Origin of the sequence: Streptomyces sp. NBC_01264 (genome assembly GCF_026340675.1) — a bacterium.
Taxonomy (GTDB): Bacteria; Actinomycetota; Actinomycetes; order Streptomycetales; family Streptomycetaceae; genus Streptomyces.
On sequence record NZ_JAPEOX010000001.1, the window covers coordinates 3,301,574 to 3,317,758 of the forward strand.

Consider the following 16,185-nt stretch of genomic DNA (forward strand, 5'->3'; position numbering starts at 1 on the left):
CCAGGTGGCCGAGCCCGCCACATCGCCGACTCAGGCGACGCAGAACTCGTTCCCCTCGGGGTCCTGCATGACCACCCCGTAGTAGGTCTCCAACTCGTCCAGCGCGCGCAGCACGGTCGCCCCCGCACCGGTGAGCCGCTCCACCGTGTCGTCCACCCTCCGTATCCGGAGGTCCATCGGAACCCCGCGCCCGCCGCCGACCTTCAGGTCCAAGTGCACCGGGTTCTTACCGGCCTTGGGCTCCGGAACCTGCTGGAACCACACCCGGGGGCCCCGCCCGGACGGATCCACGATCGACTCCGGCTCCTCACCCACCCCTACGGGCAGCTCCTCCGCGGGCACCCCCATGCCCTCCCAGTACGCACGCCAGGTCGCATGCCCGTCCGGCGCCGACTCCGGCACATAACCCAGCGCTTGGGTCCAGAACGCCACCATCACCCGCGGATCGGCGCAGTCGATGGTCAGTTGCAACGCAGTCTCCATGACCTCAGCCTCGCAGGCGGGTCCGACAATGCGCGCCGGGGAAGACCCTGGACCGAACTGAGCGCTCTCTTCGCCCTGATGGACATCCGGGCCCCGAACGCCATCGTCAAGTGATGCCCCGGGAAGGGCGTCACCGCGGGGAGCCCGCAGCCGAATCCTGATCGAGCTGGAGCGCACCGAGCAGCTACGCAGGCACAGGACCACCCACAGCTCCCGCACAGTCCACAACACCCCCTTCACCACCGGGCTCTGATTCCGGATCACGGTGCCGCTCCCGGAACGACCGGGCGCGGCGCCGTCGCCATGCCCACCGCCGGTACCACTGATACCGCCACCGCCGGAACAGTCAGGGCCGGGTCAGGACATTGACCCCACTCCCGCCCAACCCGACCCAGATCCCCAACTGCCCCCACCTCAAAGCCCGTCACCCACCTCGCCATGACATGCTCATGCCTTCAGACTGTCACCTGGCGCCCACCCCCACGAAACCCGGCGCGGCCAGCATGGCCAGGCCCCACAGCGCACCCACCCACCGCCCAGCCGCCCCTCCCGCCCCCACCCGCTCCCACCCGCTCCCACCCGCTCCCACCCGCTCCCACACTCACGCCCTCCCGCACCCACCCCTGCCCCCTCCCAGGAGCCCTCATGTTCTCCACTCCCTCCGTCTACGCGCGTCGACTCGGCGCACTCGCCTCCATACTCGCGGCCGCCTCCCTGACCACCCTCCTCACCGCCCCCACCGCCGCCGCCTCCCCTCCCACCCCCATCAGCGCCGCGGCCGCCCGCTCCTACCTCGCCACCGTCACCCCGAAGACCGAGGGCACCACCAGCGGTTACAGCCGCGACCTCTTCCCGCACTGGAGCACCGTCTCCGGCACCTGCAACACCCGCGAGACCGTCCTCAAGCGCGACGGCTCGGGCGTGGTCCAGGACTCCGCCTGCGCGGCCGTCAGCGGCAGCTGGTACTCCGAGTACGACGGGGCCACCTGGACGGCCGCCTCCGACGTCGACATCGACCACATGGTCCCCCTCGCCGAGGCCTGGCGTTCCGGCGCCAACTCCTGGACCACGGCCAAGCGCCAGCAGTTCGCCAACGACCTCACCCGCCCGCAGCTCATCGCCGTCACCGACAACGTGAACCAGGCGAAGGGCGACCTCGACCCCGGCAAGTGGCTGCCGCCGCGCACCGCCTACCGCTGCACGTACGCGCGCATGTGGGTCGAGGTCAAGCAGTACTGGGCCCTCAGCATGGACTCGACGGAGAAGACGGCCCTGGTCAACATCCTCAACGCCTGCTGACATCCGCCACCCCCTCACGGACCACCTCCTCACGGACCCACGCCCCCACGGACCCACGCCCCCACCCCTGGCCAAGGATCTTTCCCCCGCCAGGGGGAGGTGGAGCACCCCCTCCCCGTCGTACCGTGATCCAACGGCAAGGCCGGATGAAGGAGGGGGAGTTACATGGGGGCATTGCGCCTGGGACCGCTGCTGCGCCACGTCGACTGGGACACGGGCGACTCCGCCACGCTGTGGATCGAGGCGGACCGCCCGTGCACCGCCGAGGTGCGCTGCGCCGACGGCTCCGGCGGGAGCGTCCACACCTTCCAGATAGCGGGCCACCACTACGCCCTGATCACCGTCACCGGCCTCACCCCCGACTCCACCACGGGGTACGAGGTCCTCCTCGACGGTCTCCGGGTCTGGCCGCTGCCCGACAGCCCCTTCCCCGCGAGCACCATCACCACCCCGCCCGCGCGACGGCCCGGTTCCACGACCGCTCCCGACCTGCGCCTGACCTTCGGCTCCTGCCGCCAGGCCGCCCCGCCGGCCGACCGGCGCGGACCGCACGGCCCCGACGCGCTCGACACCCTCGCCGCCGATCTGGCCGCCGACCCGGAGGCGGTGCGGCCCGACGTCCTGCTCCTCCTCGGCGACCAGGTGTACGCGGACCAGCTCTCCCGCTCCACCCGCCGATGGCTGGCGGCCCGGCGGGACCTGCGCGAGGCCCCCGGCGCCCAGGTCGCGGACTTCGAGGAGTACACCCGGCTCTACTACGAGTCCTGGCTCGATCCGGAGATCCGCTGGCTGCTCTCCACGGTCCCGAGCCTGCACATGTTCGACGACCACGACGTCATCGACGACTGGAACACCAGCGCCGCGTGGCTGGCGGAGATGCGTGCCACCCCGTGGTGGCAGGAGCGGGTCGTCAGCGGCCTCATGTCGTACTGGGTGTACCAGCACCTCGGCAACCTCTCCCCCGCCGAACTGGCCGCCGATCCCGTGTTCGAGGCGGTCCGGGGGACCCCCGACGGCACCGACGCGCTACGGGCCTTCGCCACCGCGGCGGACGCCGACCCGGCCACGGTGCGCTGGAGCTACCGCCGCGACTTCGGCCGGTCCCGGCTGCTGATGGTGGACACCCGGGCCGCCCGGGTGCTCGCCGAGGACGAGCGGGCCATGCTCGATCCGGCGGAACAGCGGTGGCTCCGGGAGAACGCCCTGGCCGGACACGGGGGGTACGACCACCTCCTCATCGGCTCGTCACTGCCCTGGCTGATGCCCCCGCTCGTGCACGACGCGGAGGTGTGGAACGCCGCGCTGTGCCGCGGGGAGCGGGGCCCGAGGTGGGCCCGGATCGGCGAGGACCTGCGCCGGCGGAGCGATCTGGAGCACTGGGCGGCGTTCCCGGCCTCGTTCGCGGCGCTGAGCAACCTGATCGAGGAGGTGGGTACGGGTCCGCGGGCCCCGGCGACGGTGTGCGTGCTCTCGGGAGACGTGCACCACGCGTACGTGGCGGAACCCCGAATACCCAGCACGGCACAGGTGTTCCAGCTGACCTGCTCCCCGGTCCACAACTCCATCCACACGGCCGTGAAATGGGGCTTCCGGCTGGGCTGGTCGCGGCTGGGCCGGTGGCTGGGCCGGGGCTTCTCCCGGCACGGCCGGACGGGCCGGCCTCCGCTGAGCTGGCGGCGTACGGGCGGCCCGTACTTCGGCAACCAGCTCATGACGCTCGCGCTGTCGGGGCGCTCCGCGCGGCTGCGCCTGGACCAGGCCCGCAAAGGTCCCCGTCTGGTGACGGTGCTGGACCGCGACCTCACGCCTCCTCACTGACGCGTGGCGGGGCGGACCCGTCACCCAGGAGCACCGCCCCGGGCGTCCGGTCCGTGGACACCGGGCGTACGCTGTTCCGCTGTCAGCCGCCCATGCCGCTCCCCGCGACGTCGCGGCGCCTCACGCCGAGGCACGTCAACCGGACTGGGGAGTCCCGTTTTGCTTGAGACTCTGGGCTCGCTGACTTCGAGCCCGTGGATCTACGCCCTCGTGGCGCTGTCCATCCTGCTCGACGTGTTCCTGCCGGTGCTGCCCAGCGGAATCCTGGTCGTCACCGCCGCGGCCGCCGCAGCGGCGGCGGCCGGGGCCGCGGGACCCGCGGCCGTCCAGTCCCAGGTGCCGGACATCCTGGCGCTGCTGGTGACGGCCGTCACCGCCTCGGTCCTGGGCGACATGGCCGCGTACCGCCTGGCCCGGCGGGGCGGGGCCCGGCTCGACCGGGCCATCGCCCGTTCGCGCCGGCTCACCCGGGCCCACGAGCGCCTCGGCACCGCCCTCGCACGCGGCGGCGGCGCCCTGGTGGTGGTCGCCCGCTTCGCCCCGGCCGGCCGCTCGGTGGTCTCCCTCGGCGCGGGCAAGACCCACCGCAAGGTCCGCGAGTTCCTGCCCTGGTCGCTCCTGGCCGCCATCGCCTGGGCCGGGTACAGCATCGCCCTCGGCTACTTCGGCACCCAATGGCTGGGCACCACCTGGCTAGGCACCGCGATCTCCCTACTCGCCCTGTTCGCAGCGGGCTCCCTGGCAGCCTTCGTAGTCCGCCGCCCACCCCCCACCGCCACCCCAACCACCTGACCCACCCCACCCCACCTCCCTTGCACCACCGCTACACCCCCACCCACCCGCACCACTGCTACACCCCCTGACCTACCCCACCCACCCGCACCACCTCAATCCCCACCCCCAGGCCCGACCGCGGCTCGCCGCCCTCACACCCGACCTCGCTCCCCCGGCGGGCCCCACCCTGCCCCCCTCGCGCTACCTACAACCCTGCGAGCCCACCCCCACCCCGCCCGTCAGACAAGCCCCCGGCCCGTACGCGCCCACGTCTCCGGCGCGCCCCCGGCCGCCCCACACTCACCCCGCCGTGACGGAGCCCCCGGGCAGCACACGCCACCCGTCACCCCACAAGCCCCCACTCGCCCCCAGCCCCGGGCAGGCCACCCGCCGCCAGACAAACCCCACGGCTGGCGCGCCCACCCCCAACGGCCGGCCCCTGACCACCCGCACCCACCCCCTCCGGCTCGCCCCTCGATCACCCCTCGATCACCCCGCACTCACCCCCTGCAGTCCGGCCCCTGACCACGCGCGCTCACCCCACCCGTTACACAGACCGCGCCGCCGGCCGCCCCACAGCCCCCCGCGCGCCCTCCAGCTCAGCCCCAGCGGCCCGGACCAAGACCGCCCCACACTCACCCCACCCGTCACACCCCCGGCAGGCCGGCTCAATCCCCCGGCCACCCCACCCTCACCCCTCCGGCTCGCCCTCGATCACCCCACGCTCGCCGCCTGCGGCCCGGCCATCGGCCAATCGCGCTCACCCTGCCCGCCAGAGAGCCGCCAGCGGCCTCGCGTCGCCCCGACGACCAGCCCCCTCTCACTTCCTCGCGCCCTGCCCACTCCCCGACACGCCGCCTCGAGGCCCCGTACGGGGGGCCGACCCGCGCCCCGCTCCACCCGCCGCCCCGCGCGGAGCGCCGACTCAGCCCTTCGACTTCACTCCGCAGCGATCGCCGCCGCCATCCGCCCCGGACCAGCCCTGCGCCGATCCCCCCGGGGGCCGACACACCCCCACCCACGCCCCCCACCCCCGGCTCCCCCAGGCGGAGCAGTGGCTCACCCGTTCACCCGGCAGCGATCGCCGCGGCCGCGGCGGGCTCCTAGCGTCCAGAGAACGGTGCGCACCCGAATCCGCGCCGCGCTGGTCCCGGAGCCCGAGGAGTCCTCTCCATGCCCGCCACCCTCCACAGCCCGCACGCCTCCGGCAGCCACCGCCGGTACCGCCCCCTCCCCCGCCTGCTGGCGGTCGCCGCCGCGACCCTCGCCTTCGCCGCGGCCGCGCCACCGACCCTCGCCCAGGCCCAGCCCTCCGGCAACGTCTCCCCGATCAACGTCGCCCCCGGGGACCGGGTCAGTCTCAACGTCACCGGCTGCGGCACCCGCACCGGCAAGGCCAGCTCCAGCGCCTTCGGCGACGTCTGGCTGGCCCCCGGAAACGCCGAGGCCACCAACCTCTTCGGCTCCGCCACCACCTCCCGGAACGTCAGCGCCGGCTCGCATCCCGTCACCTTCGAGTGCGGCGGCCCCGGCGGCGAGCGCGTCACGGTGGCGCTGAACATCACCCCGGGCGGCGCCCGGGGTGGACTCGGCGGCAGCGTCGGTTCCATGAGCCCGGGCCAGATCGCCATCGGTGGCGCCCTCGTGGCCGGCGCACTGGGCGCCGGTGCCTGGATCCTGCGCCGCCGCACGGGCCACGCCTCATGAGCCGGGTACGGGAGTGGCCGATGGTCCCGCCCCACTAGGGACTTTCCCCACTCCCGCCCGGAGCCCCCCTCCCGCAAGGCTGAGTCCACGCACCGCTGCCACCGAGGAGCCCGCCATGGACCAGAGCCCGCACCCCGTGATCGCCGCCGTCGACGGTTCCGCGAACGGCACCCGGGCCCTGGAATGGGCCGTCTCCCAGGCCCTGATGGCCGGAGCCCCGCTGCGCATCGTGCACGCACGCCTCTACATGAACAACATCGGCGCAGCCCTGTCCGGAGGCTTCGCCGAGCCGGGCCTCGACGACGACCCCGTACTGATCCGGGTCCGCGAGGCCCTCGACGGCCGCGCCGGACTCCCTCCGATCGAGTACGCCTCGTATCCCGGCGCCCCCGACCGCGTACTGCCCCAACTGGGCGAGGACGCCCAGGTGATGGTCCTCGGCTCGCGCGGCCGCGGCGGCTTCGCCAGCCTGCTCCTCGGCTCGAACGGCATCGCCTGCGCCAGCCAGGCCGCCTGCCCCGTGGTGGTCGTCCCGCGCGCCGAGCCGCCCCTGCACGACCCGTACGGGCAGGTCGTACTCGGCCTCAACAGCGCGGCCCCCGACGCGAGCACCACCTACTTCGCCTTCCGCGAGGCGGCCCGGCGCGGGGCCCGGCTCCGGGTCGTCGTCGCACACGCCTGGCCCGGCCGGACCTTCACCGCCGCCGGCGCCATCGGCACGGCCGCGCCCGAGGAGACCGCGAACGCCCACGAGGTCGCGGCCCTGGCGGCCGTACACCTGCGTCCGTACGCCGAGCGGTTCCCGGAGGTGCGGATCGAGCAGCTGTCGGCGCCCGGCGACGCGGCCGGCCACCTGGTCGCCGCTTCCCAGGCCGCGGACCTGCTGGTCATCGGCCGCCACCGCAAGCGCCCGCTCTCCCCGCGCCTGTGCTCGGTCACCAACGCGGTCCTGCTCCACACCGCCTGCCCGGTCGCGGTGGTCCCCCTGGAGGAAACCGCCGTCCCGGCCGCCGCCTGACCCCCACCGAGCCCTCACCCGGCCACGGCAGCTCCCGCCCCCCTGACGTGAAGCCCTTCCAGCAGGTCCCTCGTAGCCTCCGCGACCGCGACGACGGCGGCGTCGAAGACCTCCTGGTTGTGCGCGGCCGGCGCTCTGAAGCCGGACACCTTCCGCACGTACTGCAAGGCGGCGGCCCGGATCTCCTCCTCGGTCGCTTTCTCCGGAATCGCGGGCGGACGCAACGTCTTAATCGATCGGCACATACCCCCACTATCCCGCTTCCCGAACACCCCCGGCAGAAAGCCGGAACCAGCAGGGGCACGGCATCCGAAGCCCCGACCGGCGGTCAGACCCGTGAGCTGGCAGGGAGCCGCGGTCCGTCCCCGGCCCCCGACCACAGGCGTCCGGCGGTGGTCGGGCTAGACATCACCCTGAGACCGCTCAAGGCCCTCGATGAACGCGTTGTGGAAGGCGAGTTCTACGGCCCGGCAGGGGGCCGTGATGAACATCCCCTGAGCCTCACCGAGGCTGCACCCGGCCACCTGCCTGGTCGCCATGACCCGACGTTGCCGTCGGGTCCGGGCGCAAAAGACCCCCCGCCGTGAACGGCGGGGGGTCTTTTGGCTGGTGGGCGCGGACGGTTTCGAACCGCCGACATCTGCTTTGTAAGAGCCGGATTAAACACGGCCTTCTGCGTCCTCACGGATCTTGCGACCTGCAGTTACGCTGCTGCCCCCTCCTCCACGAAGATCGTTTGGGAGGAATTTAGGGGGCGCGCCCGCTGGGTCAGGTTTGGAGCCTCAGGCCAAATGCTCGTCCACTTCAGGTTACCCATAGCCCGCTCGTAGATAGCCTGCAAACCCTTGAGCCGCTCGACCCGCATCTCTGGCGTCGGGTGCTGGTAGATGCGCTTGATCCCCGGACGTAGATGGCCGGCCTGGTCATGCGCCAGTGACGCCTTGACGCCAAGCTGGTCCTGGTACGTGTCATGCGTGTGCCTGAGATCCCTCATGGTCAAGCCCGGCATGATGGGCTCCCAGGCGGCCCTCTCTGCCCTCCCCCGCGTCACTGTCAGCGCCTTCCTGCCGTCGGCGGCAGGCCTGATGTGCGCCCGGGTGAAGTTGCTGCGGCGCCAGAAGACCCCAGACGGGGTGCAGAACACGTACTCGTGCGGCCACACCTCCAGGTGCCGCTTAAGTAGCGCGGCGAGGAACGGTGGGATGTCGATGTCCCGAGCGCGGTTACCGTTCTTCGGCGCTTCCAGCTGAAGGACCAGGCCAGTCTTCTCCCCGTCGGGATCGCGGCCCTCGTATTCGGCGAGCTCCCCGACCTCCGGATCGACGCGGATGATCGGGCACTCGAACCATCCGCCGTCGTGCGACTGCCGGCGGGTGCGCAGAACGTTGTCGCGGTGCAGCGCGGCACCCTCCCCCCAGCCGAGGCCCGTAAAGGCGGTGGCGAGGACATGCAGGCCGACTGCAGGACCGAGTCGACGGGCCATTTGGAGCACCACTTCGGGTGGCGCCCACTTCTCCTCGTCGGTCTTCTTCGGCTTCGCTGGTGTCGCGGCAGCCCCTGCTGGAAGCGTCCGCCGCCGGCCGTAGAGCGGATTGACCTCCAGGTAGCGGGCATCAACTGCGCCGGTCATGATCGACGACATCAGGCTGACCGCGTGCCCGGCGGTCACCGACTCGCAGGACAGCTCATTCAGCTGCCAGTCGTCCACGTCGAACCAGGTGATGTTGATGAGCGCCACGTGCTCCCACTTGGGGAAGATGTGCTGCTCCAGCAGGTTCCACCGCTTAGCGACCGTCGCTCCACGCTTGGGCTTCGCCTTCATCCATCGGCGGGCGAGCACTCCGAACTTCTCCTGCTGCTTCGCTGGGTCGATGTACCGGCCGGCCCGGATGGCCGCCTCTTGCTTCTCGCCGTATTCCTCGGCCAGCTTCTTGGTCGGGAAGCCGGGCCATGTGCCCGGCTTCCCGTCGGGCTTCGTCCAGCGCGCCCGCCACGTGAACTGCTTCGTCTGCTTGCCGTTCCGTACCTTGTAGACCTTCTCGGCCCAGGCCATACGCCTGTCTCCTCTCGCGCGGTCAGACCCATGCTGGGGCAGCCGTAGCTGCGGAGGCGGTCTAGCGGCAGGAGACGGCCGCTTCGAGTGACGGAGCGCCCGGCACAAGGCCGAGCGCGGCATTGACCTGGCCTATGCCGGCCTCCGTCAGTGCGCCTTCGAAGGACAGCTGGGGGGCGACGTAGACGAGGAGATGGTCACCCGTCGGATCGACCCACACGACAGCGTCGTCTGGAAGCGCACAACCGCACAGAACATGAACACACATCGGCACCCCGCCCGTTCAATGTGGGGCCCCACCATCAGCGTTCTGTCATGCAACCACACATGTGAGTGACATGTGGAGGGTTCGGAGTGACAGAAGCGATCAAATGCTGTTACGCGCTGTCGCGGTCGGTCGGGTAGCTGAGTTCGTGCAGCATCGGCTGCATGCGGCGCCACGCCCTGAGGTGCCGCTGGCGCTCTTCTGGCGTCGGATTCTTGGAGGCGCCCTTCACGACGACGGTCACCGAGGTTCCGTCCGGGAGCTGGATGACCGCGGTCTCGACGACCGCTCCGTCCCGTTCGAGCTCGTCCTGAACCGTCATTGGGAGCCCCTCCACGCTGGATCGCCGAGAGTTCTCGGCGTCCACAGGATTTCCACGGATGGGATCGCCGCCGGCAAGGATCCGCTCCGGCGAGTCCGGCGTCCAGCCGACCAGTTCAGCGAAGGCGCGGATGGTCGGCGAGACCCTCTTGAACGGCTTCCCCTGCTCGATGTTCTGCACGGTGGCGCGGCTTACGCCGAGGGCTACCGCGACTTCCTCTTGGGTCAGCTTGGGGCGGAGCGCCAGGCGTGCGGCCTTGAGTGCCTCACCGAGTCGTGCGCAGTCCGTGTCCATGGCTCCTCATCATGCACTAGGTCTCTGCAACCAAGAAGCATACTTCTCAGCCTTTGACCAGCGCATTGGTAGTCATTCCGAGCCAAGAAGGTTGCATGGGGCGCACACCCCACACCCTCCCGCGCCTCCTGGCACGCAGTGACGCAACCAAAATTTAGTCGACTGAGGTAGGCGAACTGCTTGCGTTCGTAGTCAAACTGCGACTACATTTTAGTTGTGAGGCCGAACGGACAAGCAATCAGAGCCATACGCCGAGCCCAGCACATGGGGCTCCGTGCGCTGCAAGAACTGACCGGCTTGAACAGGGGCTACCTCTCCCGGCTGGAGAGGGGGCACATCCACGAGCCGGACGACGAGCAAGTCCGGAAGGTCGCCGAAGCCCTGCACGTGGCACTTGACGCCATAACTCACAAGGAGAAGACGTGACCGCCGACGCCACGAAGGCGCGCCCGACCAAGAACCCGAAGGCCCGCGCCCTCGCCGCGGCCGCCGCCGCCAACAGGCGAGTCCAGCGACTCAAGGCCGAAGAGGAGATGGACCTCGTCCGCTGGACGCCGGAGGAGGTCGTCGAAAAGGAGCTGCTCGCCTTCAGGAGCGTCCGACTCCTCAAGGAGGCCTGCTACAAGCGCAAGGTCTACCACCACAAGGACAACGGTCGGATCACGTTCACGCCGGAAGACATCCGGATGGAGAACGCCCGCACCCAGGTCGTCCCGATCGCCGCTTAGCGGCTATGCGGCCCCGACCGCCGGTTTCTTCCCGGTCCCCGGCCAGTCAGGGCCTCCCGAAGTACCGCCCCTCACTGCACGTACATGCAGGAAGAAGAGGAACCCCGATGTCCCACATCATCGCCGGTGATCCGGCTCCCACCAACCCCAGCGGCAAGCTGCGCGTCGAGGTACTCGCCGGTCTGGGTTGTGCCTTCGATGGCATTGAGGACCCTGCGGCACGCGCCGAAGAAATCCTCGCCCGGTACGACGCCCTGAAGCGCGCCGAGGTGCTGGCCGAGGCGGCCGACCGTCTCCGCGCGGCAATGCTGCTGGCCGACGACTGCGCCTGCGAGACCTTCATCCGGAACCAGGCTCGCGGCGGTGAGTCCCGTGGCTGATCTCCTCCCCGCCTCTGACATCGCCCGCCTGGACGTGCCGCTGGCCGAGCTGACCGCGGACCTGCAGATGATCCGCCTGAAGCGCACGGCCGCCGAGCGGATGCGGCGGCTGATGGTCGCCGATCAGCAGTACGAAGTCGATCACCTGGACGCCGACTCCAAGTGCCCGCTGCCCGGCTCCTACCCCGTCAGCCACCTGCGCCCCGGAGGTCAGTCGTGAGCGCCCCGACGGAGCCGCGTCCGCTGGCCGATGTCGCACAGGGCGCGCTGATCGCCCTCGACCTCGGCTTCCAGGAGTCGTTCGGGCCGCGTGACGGCTGGTCGGCCATGGTCTGGGCTGCCTACCGCATCGATCAGCACATCGCCCGGCAGCGGGCCACGAACTGGGGGGAAGCAGCGTGAACTGGGATGCACATGACGCTCGGGCAACCGGGCTGACGCCGAAGGCGGAGGCCGCCCTGATCCAGGGGATGGCGAAGCTGCGGGCGCAGGAGGCCCGGGACCACAAGGCTGGTTGCCGTTGCGTGGCCTGCCAGGTCCGTCGGATCGACGCGAACATGCGGGCCCTGCGGAAGCAGGCCGCTGACGCGAAGGCGGTGGCGTGATGTCCGAGCCGCAACCCCTGCCGCTGCCACAGAGCCGCATCGCGGAGATCCACGCCGCCCTGAAAGCAGTGCCCGCCCCGCCGTGGTGCTGGATCGGTACCCGCAACGGTGGCGGCCCCCAGCTGGTCACCGACCACTCCGGCCGTCAGTACATCCTCGCGGCCACCAAGCCGGCCGACGTCCGCGGCGACGAGCTGATCGACCCGTACACCGACGCACCGATCTATGGCGACCTGAAGTTCCGGGACTGCCAGCCCCAGGAGAGGTGGTCGTCGATGCGGACCGGCGCTGAACTGGCCGTCGGTCGGACCGACTACGACCCGGACAGCATCGTTGACGTCGACAACCCCGTCGCCCGCTGGCTGAGGGACTCGGCCGGATTCGTTACTGAGCTGCTGGCCGAAGTCGCCCTGCTCCGCCAGGAGAACAGTGCCCTTGAGAAGGCCCTCGGCCTGAACGAGGCCGCCTGATGAGCTTCCTCGGCATAGTCCACCCGACGGGCAAGCACCGTGCGGTCGACGAGGTGGACCGGCTGCGGGCTCAGATGCGCCTGCTGCTGTTCCTGCTCTGGTGGATGGCCGTCCAGCTTACTCAGGCCGCCGCGAAGGCCAGCCGCTGCTCCGTAGCTGAGGAGCAGGCGGCCGAGGCCACGCAACGTGCCGATGCCCTCGAGCGGGAGGTGACCGCGCTCCGGTCGCAGCTCGCCAACCACCGCAAGACCGGCAACCTGACCGCGCACCCCGCGGTCGCCGAGACGCAGCCCATCCCGATCGTCTCCACCAGCACCAACCCGCCGGTGTACGTGCCGATGCGGCTCTCCGCCGCAGCCGAAGCCGGCCTCCTCTGAACCGCCGGGCCCGCGCATCCAACGGACCGCGGCCCCGGCCACCAACCACCGCCACGGACGGGCACCACCGCCCGCCCGCGGCCCGCCACACCCTTCACGAGGACACAGTGAGCGCACTCACCGATCCACAGCTCAAGATCCTGCTGGCGCCCGTCAACCCCAAGCGCGTCGGCCAGACCCGCGGTCTCGCCCACATGGAAGCCTGGGACATCCGCCGCCAGCTCATCCGTCTCTTCGGCTTTGGCGGCTATAGCACGGAGACCCTCGCCCTCGACCTCGTTGCCGAGCGCGAGACCAAGCAGGGCGATCGCTCCCGCTGGACCGTCGTCTACCGGGCCCAAGTCCGGCTCACCATCTACGACACCGACGGCAAGCAGCTCGGCTTCTGGGACGACGGCGCCGCCGGCGACTCCGTCAACCAGCCCTCCCTCGGCGACGCCCACGACATGGCCATGAAGACCGCCCTGTCCCAGGCCCTGAAGCGCTGCGCCACCAACCTCGGCGACCAGTTCGGCCTGTCGCTGTACAACGACGGATCCCCGGAACCGGTCGTGCACTGGTCGGCAGCGCACCCGCCGAAGCCCGTCACGGACGAGCCGGCCCAGCCGATGCCCGCCCTTGACGCCGACCCGCCCGTCAAGCCCGAGCCGCAGGCGGAACCCCAGCGCGACGAGACCCCGCAGCCGGCGCCCGTCGCCGAGGAGCGTCCCCGGCCCCGCGCCGTACCCCAGCCCGCACCCGACCCCGACGAACGCGAAGCCGCCCTCGCCGCCATGTGGGACGCAGCCAAGCAAGCCAACTTCACGGACGGCCTGCCCGCCCAGTTCGCCTCAGCCTTCGGACACCCCATAGAGGACGGGACCGCCGACGAGTTCATGCAGGCCCGCCAACTGATCGTCGGGAGCGCAGCTGCATGAGCCTCAAGGACGCAGCAGCACAAGAGGCCTACCTCAAAACCCTCCTCGACGTCATCGACGCCAGCTACAAGCGGCAGCGGCTCGAGGTGCAAAAGCTCCTCGACGAGGCCGCGAGGGAGAGCGGCACGCAGCAGATCGCGGCCAGCCTGCCGGACGGAACGAAGATCGCCACGATCAGCTTGACCAAGGGCAGGGCTGAAGCGAAGGTCACCGACGAGGCCGCCTTCAAGGCTTGGGTGATGGCGAACTACGACACCGAGATCGAGCGTCGCTTCGTCGCCGAAGTCCGCGGCAGCTTCCGCAGCAAGCTCCTCTCCCAGATGACTGCCGCCAACAAGAACGAGTGGGCGGATCCGGAGACCGGTGTCATCCACACAGTTCCGGGGGTGGCCATCTCGCCAGCTCGGGCCCGAGGTCACTCGGTACGGATGACAGAGACCGGGCCCGCAGAAGTCTGGGCGGCCTGGCGCACCGGACAGCTCGCCAACATCGCCCTGCCGGAGCTGATCGCGGGTGACGCCGATGGCTAGGGAACCCCGCTGCACCGAATGCGGCGACGAGAACGGCCCCTTCACCAACCGGGGCCTCTGCGAGGACTGCCACGACCGCAGGCAACCCCCGAAGCAGTAGCTGAACCCGGGGCGCCGCGGCCCGAACCTGCGGCGCCCCACCCAGCCAGGGAACCACACCGGAGGGACCACGTGATGACAGCCCAGCCCACACCCGGAACGTTCGGCGTCTATTGCGCCGGCGAACAGATCGACGGCACCGACATCGGCTTCACCTACGTCTACATCAGCACGCCGCTCGGCAAGGTGCGCATGACGTCCGAGGAAGCCCGGCAGGTCGGACAGAGCCTGATCGCCGCCGCCGACTACAACCACGCCCTCGACGACGAGGACGTTGCCCCCGCCTTCCTGGGGAAGCGATACGTCCTCACCTACGCCCACCTCGAGGCAGTCGCGGCCGTATACCGGAATGCCGTGAGCGCCGGGGAAGGGCCAACCAAGGCGGTTGCACGTTACTTCGGCGTGGCCCATTCAACCGCGGCGAAGTGGGCGGCCAGGGCCCGTAAGCAGGGATCCCTCCAGGCGACCAGCAAGGGGGTCGCGTCATGAACCCCATCCAGCCCCACCTCGACGGCACCGAGCCGGAACCGCAGACCGACTACGAGACCTGGCTCGACCAGATACGCCCCGCGTTCGCCGACGCCGCCCGCTCCGGCCGCGAGTTCGCCTGCTGGCACATCAAGGTCGACAAGAAGCTCCCGAACCCGCCGAAGCCCAAGACGCAGTGGGGGACGGCCATGCACCACTTCGCGACCGAAGGCCTCCTCGAGCCGGCCAGCTTCACCACCACCCGGGATGGATCCGCGGTCCGGACCTGGAGGGGCACCCGTGCCGCACGACGGGAGGCCGCGTGATGGAGACCCTCATCGACCTGGCCATCGTCGTCTTCGTCTTCACCGCCGCCTGGGTCATCCGCCGCCTCACCCGCGACGACGACACCCAGCGCTGGCGGGAGTCCACCAGCGTCGAGGACGGAGGCGACGACGTCGCCGAGCGCCGGCGCAAACGCGAGATCGCACAGCTCGAGGCATGGCTGCACCACCCGTACCGCCCCCGCAACACCATCCCTCACCAGACCCGCCGGACGGAGGAAGACCAGTGACCACCAAGCCGCTCCCGCCCCACGGAACCCTCTCCCGCAGCAAGAACTACGGCTGCAAGTGCTGGGACTGCTGCGAAGTCCTCCGCGCCTACAACCGCGACCGATACGCGGCCATGACCGCAGGCACCTGGCATCCCTTCGTCGACGCCGAACCTATCCGGCAGCACCTCCTCGAGCTGGCAGCCGTCGGCATCACGAGCACCCGAATCACGGAACTGACCGGACTGCCGCACCGTACCGTCGCCGGGTTCCTGCGGCACCAGGGGACGAAGCCCCGCAAGCGCAGCGCGACCCCCGAAACCGCGGCCAAGATCCTCGCTGTCAAAGCCGTGCAAGACAACGCGGCCAAGATCGCGAGCACCGGCACACAGCGCCGCATCCAGGCGCTCGTGGCCATCGGCTGGCCCATGCAAGTCCTGGCCCCTCACCTGGGTCTCAAGCCCAAGTACGTCGCAGACGTGTTCAACAGGGACTTCGTTATGAGCCGCACCGCCGAAGCCACCCGCTACGCATACGAGTCGCTTGGCGGACTGCGGCCGGAGCGACAGGGCGTGCGGCCCGCCTCCGCCAAGCACGCCCGAGCACTGGCCGCCGAACGCCGTTGGGCGCCGCCCCGCTACTGGAACCAGCGGCCCGGCGCCATCGACGACCCGCACTTCACCCCCGAGTACGGCATGAAGAAGGCGGACCTGCTCGCCGAGGAAGCCACCTTCCTCGTCACCGTCGCCGGCCTCACCCGCACCCAGGCAGCCGAACGCCTCGGCAAGGACCGCTCCTACGTCGACCGCGTCCTCAGCCAGCAGCTCGCGGCCTAGCCGTCCCCACCCGCACCAGCCAGAGAGGCCGCCGTGCGCCATCTGCGGATAGTCCCCGAACCGCCGCCAACCGCCTACGAGATCGCGGCCACACCCGGCTGGCCGCCCATCGCCATCCCCGGCAGGCCTGGCTGGTGGAGGCACTGCATCAACGGCCAGCAAGTCGACCAACCCACCCGAGAAGGGAGC

25 protein-coding genes are annotated in these 16,185 nt (G+C 70.7%); 19 read left to right on the top strand and 6 right to left on the bottom strand.

Annotated elements, in window-relative coordinates; genetic code table 11:
- Nucleotides 1–30: 30 nt before the first annotated feature.
- Nucleotides 31–483 (bottom strand): VOC family protein, encoded by a 453-nt coding sequence (locus OG435_RS15065; protein ID WP_266877352.1) that lies wholly within the window; start codon nucleotides 481–483, stop codon nucleotides 31–33.
- Nucleotides 484–1,128: 645 nt separating this feature from the next.
- Here OG435_RS15065 and OG435_RS15070 point away from each other — a divergent pair.
- The 5 genes from OG435_RS15070 (at nucleotide 1,129) to OG435_RS15090 (ending at nucleotide 7,099) form a co-directional block, all read left to right on the top strand.
- Nucleotides 1,129–1,782 (top strand): HNH endonuclease family protein, encoded by a 654-nt coding sequence (locus OG435_RS15070; protein ID WP_266877353.1) that lies wholly within the window; start codon nucleotides 1,129–1,131, stop codon nucleotides 1,780–1,782.
- 165 nt (nucleotides 1,783–1,947) lie between these two features.
- A complete protein-coding gene (locus OG435_RS15075; RefSeq protein WP_266877354.1) occupies nucleotides 1,948–3,600 on the top strand; it encodes an alkaline phosphatase D family protein in 1,653 nt (550 codons plus the stop codon).
- A 159-nt stretch (nucleotides 3,601–3,759) separates the two neighbouring features.
- Entirely contained in the window at nucleotides 3,760–4,392 is a 633-nt protein-coding gene (locus OG435_RS15080) for a DedA family protein (RefSeq protein ID WP_266877355.1), read from the top strand.
- Nucleotides 4,393–5,547: 1,155 nt separating this feature from the next.
- Nucleotides 5,548–6,081: a hypothetical protein gene (locus OG435_RS15085; RefSeq protein WP_266877356.1), complete on the top strand. Its 534-nt coding sequence runs from the start codon at nucleotides 5,548–5,550 to the stop codon at nucleotides 6,079–6,081.
- Between the two features lie 115 nt (nucleotides 6,082–6,196).
- Nucleotides 6,197–7,099 (top strand): universal stress protein, encoded by a 903-nt coding sequence (locus OG435_RS15090; RefSeq protein ID WP_266877357.1) that lies wholly within the window; start codon nucleotides 6,197–6,199, stop codon nucleotides 7,097–7,099.
- Nucleotides 7,100–7,113: 14 nt separating this feature from the next.
- Here OG435_RS15090 and OG435_RS15095 read toward each other — a convergent pair whose 3' ends face one another.
- The 5 genes from OG435_RS15095 to OG435_RS15115 form a co-directional block, all read right to left on the bottom strand.
- Nucleotides 7,114–7,344, bottom strand: a complete 231-nt coding sequence (locus OG435_RS15095; protein WP_266877358.1) for a DUF2277 domain-containing protein — start codon at nucleotides 7,342–7,344, stop codon at nucleotides 7,114–7,116.
- A gap of 156 nt (nucleotides 7,345–7,500) precedes the next feature.
- Entirely contained in the window at nucleotides 7,501–7,638 is a 138-nt protein-coding gene (locus OG435_RS15100) for a hypothetical protein (RefSeq protein ID WP_266877360.1), read from the bottom strand.
- 164 nt (nucleotides 7,639–7,802) lie between these two features.
- Nucleotides 7,803–9,152: a hypothetical protein gene (locus OG435_RS15105; RefSeq protein ID WP_266877362.1), complete on the bottom strand. Its 1,350-nt coding sequence runs from the start codon at nucleotides 9,150–9,152 to the stop codon at nucleotides 7,803–7,805.
- A 61-nt stretch (nucleotides 9,153–9,213) separates the two neighbouring features.
- Nucleotides 9,214–9,372, bottom strand: coding sequence for a hypothetical protein (locus OG435_RS15110; protein ID WP_266877363.1), 159 nt, complete (start codon nucleotides 9,370–9,372; stop codon nucleotides 9,214–9,216).
- Between the two features lie 157 nt (nucleotides 9,373–9,529).
- Nucleotides 9,530–10,033 carry a helix-turn-helix domain-containing protein gene (locus OG435_RS15115; protein ID WP_266877364.1) on the bottom strand — a complete coding sequence of 168 codons (504 nt, stop codon included), beginning with the start codon at nucleotides 10,031–10,033 and terminating at the stop codon, nucleotides 9,530–9,532.
- 216 nt (nucleotides 10,034–10,249) lie between these two features.
- Between OG435_RS15115 and OG435_RS15120 the strand changes: the two genes are divergently transcribed.
- The 14 genes from OG435_RS15120 (at nucleotide 10,250) to OG435_RS15185 (ending at nucleotide 15,996) form a co-directional block, all read left to right on the top strand.
- Nucleotides 10,250–10,459 carry a helix-turn-helix domain-containing protein gene (locus OG435_RS15120; RefSeq protein ID WP_266877365.1) on the top strand — a complete coding sequence of 70 codons (210 nt, stop codon included), beginning with the start codon at nucleotides 10,250–10,252 and terminating at the stop codon, nucleotides 10,457–10,459.
- Complete coding sequence (locus tag OG435_RS15125) at nucleotides 10,456–10,761, top strand: hypothetical protein (RefSeq protein ID WP_266877366.1); 306 nt, start codon at nucleotides 10,456–10,458, stop codon at nucleotides 10,759–10,761. The genes OG435_RS15120 and OG435_RS15125 overlap by 4 nt, the downstream gene beginning before the upstream one ends.
- A 107-nt stretch (nucleotides 10,762–10,868) precedes the next feature.
- A complete protein-coding gene (locus OG435_RS15130; protein WP_266877367.1) occupies nucleotides 10,869–11,141 on the top strand; it encodes a hypothetical protein in 273 nt (90 codons plus the stop codon).
- Nucleotides 11,134–11,361, top strand: a complete 228-nt coding sequence (locus tag OG435_RS15135) for a hypothetical protein (RefSeq protein ID WP_266877368.1) — start codon at nucleotides 11,134–11,136, stop codon at nucleotides 11,359–11,361. Before OG435_RS15130 ends, OG435_RS15135 begins: the two co-directional genes overlap by 8 nt.
- Nucleotides 11,358–11,543, top strand: a complete 186-nt coding sequence (locus OG435_RS15140) for a hypothetical protein (RefSeq protein WP_266877369.1) — start codon at nucleotides 11,358–11,360, stop codon at nucleotides 11,541–11,543. Before OG435_RS15135 ends, OG435_RS15140 begins: the two co-directional genes overlap by 4 nt.
- Nucleotides 11,540–11,746, top strand: coding sequence for a hypothetical protein (locus tag OG435_RS15145; protein ID WP_266877370.1), 207 nt, complete (start codon nucleotides 11,540–11,542; stop codon nucleotides 11,744–11,746). The genes OG435_RS15140 and OG435_RS15145 overlap by 4 nt, the downstream gene beginning before the upstream one ends.
- Entirely contained in the window at nucleotides 11,746–12,216 is a 471-nt protein-coding gene (locus OG435_RS15150; protein WP_266877371.1) for a hypothetical protein, read from the top strand. The genes OG435_RS15145 and OG435_RS15150 overlap by 1 nt, the downstream gene beginning before the upstream one ends.
- Complete coding sequence (locus OG435_RS15155; RefSeq protein WP_266877372.1) at nucleotides 12,216–12,593, top strand: hypothetical protein; 378 nt, start codon at nucleotides 12,216–12,218, stop codon at nucleotides 12,591–12,593. The genes OG435_RS15150 and OG435_RS15155 overlap by 1 nt, the downstream gene beginning before the upstream one ends.
- A gap of 107 nt (nucleotides 12,594–12,700) precedes the next feature.
- Nucleotides 12,701–13,510 (top strand): Rad52/Rad22 family DNA repair protein, encoded by an 810-nt coding sequence (locus OG435_RS15160; protein WP_266877373.1) that lies wholly within the window; start codon nucleotides 12,701–12,703, stop codon nucleotides 13,508–13,510.
- Complete coding sequence (locus tag OG435_RS15165; RefSeq protein WP_266877374.1) at nucleotides 13,507–14,040, top strand: hypothetical protein; 534 nt, start codon at nucleotides 13,507–13,509, stop codon at nucleotides 14,038–14,040. Before OG435_RS15160 ends, OG435_RS15165 begins: the two co-directional genes overlap by 4 nt.
- Before the next feature lie 174 nt (nucleotides 14,041–14,214).
- Nucleotides 14,215–14,628 (top strand): hypothetical protein, encoded by a 414-nt coding sequence (locus OG435_RS15170; RefSeq protein ID WP_266877375.1) that lies wholly within the window; start codon nucleotides 14,215–14,217, stop codon nucleotides 14,626–14,628.
- Nucleotides 14,625–14,933, top strand: coding sequence for a hypothetical protein (locus tag OG435_RS15175; protein ID WP_266877376.1), 309 nt, complete (start codon nucleotides 14,625–14,627; stop codon nucleotides 14,931–14,933). Before OG435_RS15170 ends, OG435_RS15175 begins: the two co-directional genes overlap by 4 nt.
- Nucleotides 14,930–15,181 carry a hypothetical protein gene (locus tag OG435_RS15180; RefSeq protein ID WP_266877377.1) on the top strand — a complete coding sequence of 84 codons (252 nt, stop codon included), beginning with the start codon at nucleotides 14,930–14,932 and terminating at the stop codon, nucleotides 15,179–15,181. The genes OG435_RS15175 and OG435_RS15180 overlap by 4 nt, the downstream gene beginning before the upstream one ends.
- Nucleotides 15,178–15,996, top strand: coding sequence for a hypothetical protein (locus OG435_RS15185; RefSeq protein ID WP_266877378.1), 819 nt, complete (start codon nucleotides 15,178–15,180; stop codon nucleotides 15,994–15,996). Before OG435_RS15180 ends, OG435_RS15185 begins: the two co-directional genes overlap by 4 nt.
- Nucleotides 15,997–16,185: the final 189 nt, after the last annotated feature.

Coding starts and splice junctions, on each gene's coding strand:
- OG435_RS15065 (WP_266877352.1), bottom strand. CDS start 483: ATGGAGACTGCGTTGCAACTGACCATCGACTGCGCCGATCCGCGGGTG.
- OG435_RS15070 (WP_266877353.1), top strand. CDS start 1,129: ATGTTCTCCACTCCCTCCGTCTACGCGCGTCGACTCGGCGCACTCGCC.
- OG435_RS15075 (WP_266877354.1), top strand. CDS start 1,948: ATGGGGGCATTGCGCCTGGGACCGCTGCTGCGCCACGTCGACTGGGAC.
- OG435_RS15085 (WP_266877356.1), top strand. CDS start 5,548: ATGCCCGCCACCCTCCACAGCCCGCACGCCTCCGGCAGCCACCGCCGG.
- OG435_RS15090 (WP_266877357.1), top strand. CDS start 6,197: ATGGACCAGAGCCCGCACCCCGTGATCGCCGCCGTCGACGGTTCCGCG.
- OG435_RS15095 (WP_266877358.1), bottom strand. CDS start 7,344: ATGTGCCGATCGATTAAGACGTTGCGTCCGCCCGCGATTCCGGAGAAA.
- OG435_RS15100 (WP_266877360.1), bottom strand. CDS start 7,638: ATGGCGACCAGGCAGGTGGCCGGGTGCAGCCTCGGTGAGGCTCAGGGG.
- OG435_RS15105 (WP_266877362.1), bottom strand. CDS start 9,152: ATGGCCTGGGCCGAGAAGGTCTACAAGGTACGGAACGGCAAGCAGACG.
- OG435_RS15115 (WP_266877364.1), bottom strand. CDS start 10,033: ATGGACACGGACTGCGCACGACTCGGTGAGGCACTCAAGGCCGCACGC.
- OG435_RS15130 (WP_266877367.1), top strand. CDS start 10,869: ATGTCCCACATCATCGCCGGTGATCCGGCTCCCACCAACCCCAGCGGC.
- OG435_RS15150 (WP_266877371.1), top strand. CDS start 11,746: ATGTCCGAGCCGCAACCCCTGCCGCTGCCACAGAGCCGCATCGCGGAG.
- OG435_RS15155 (WP_266877372.1), top strand. CDS start 12,216: ATGAGCTTCCTCGGCATAGTCCACCCGACGGGCAAGCACCGTGCGGTC.
- OG435_RS15165 (WP_266877374.1), top strand. CDS start 13,507: ATGAGCCTCAAGGACGCAGCAGCACAAGAGGCCTACCTCAAAACCCTC.
- OG435_RS15170 (WP_266877375.1), top strand. CDS start 14,215: ATGACAGCCCAGCCCACACCCGGAACGTTCGGCGTCTATTGCGCCGGC.
- OG435_RS15175 (WP_266877376.1), top strand. CDS start 14,625: ATGAACCCCATCCAGCCCCACCTCGACGGCACCGAGCCGGAACCGCAG.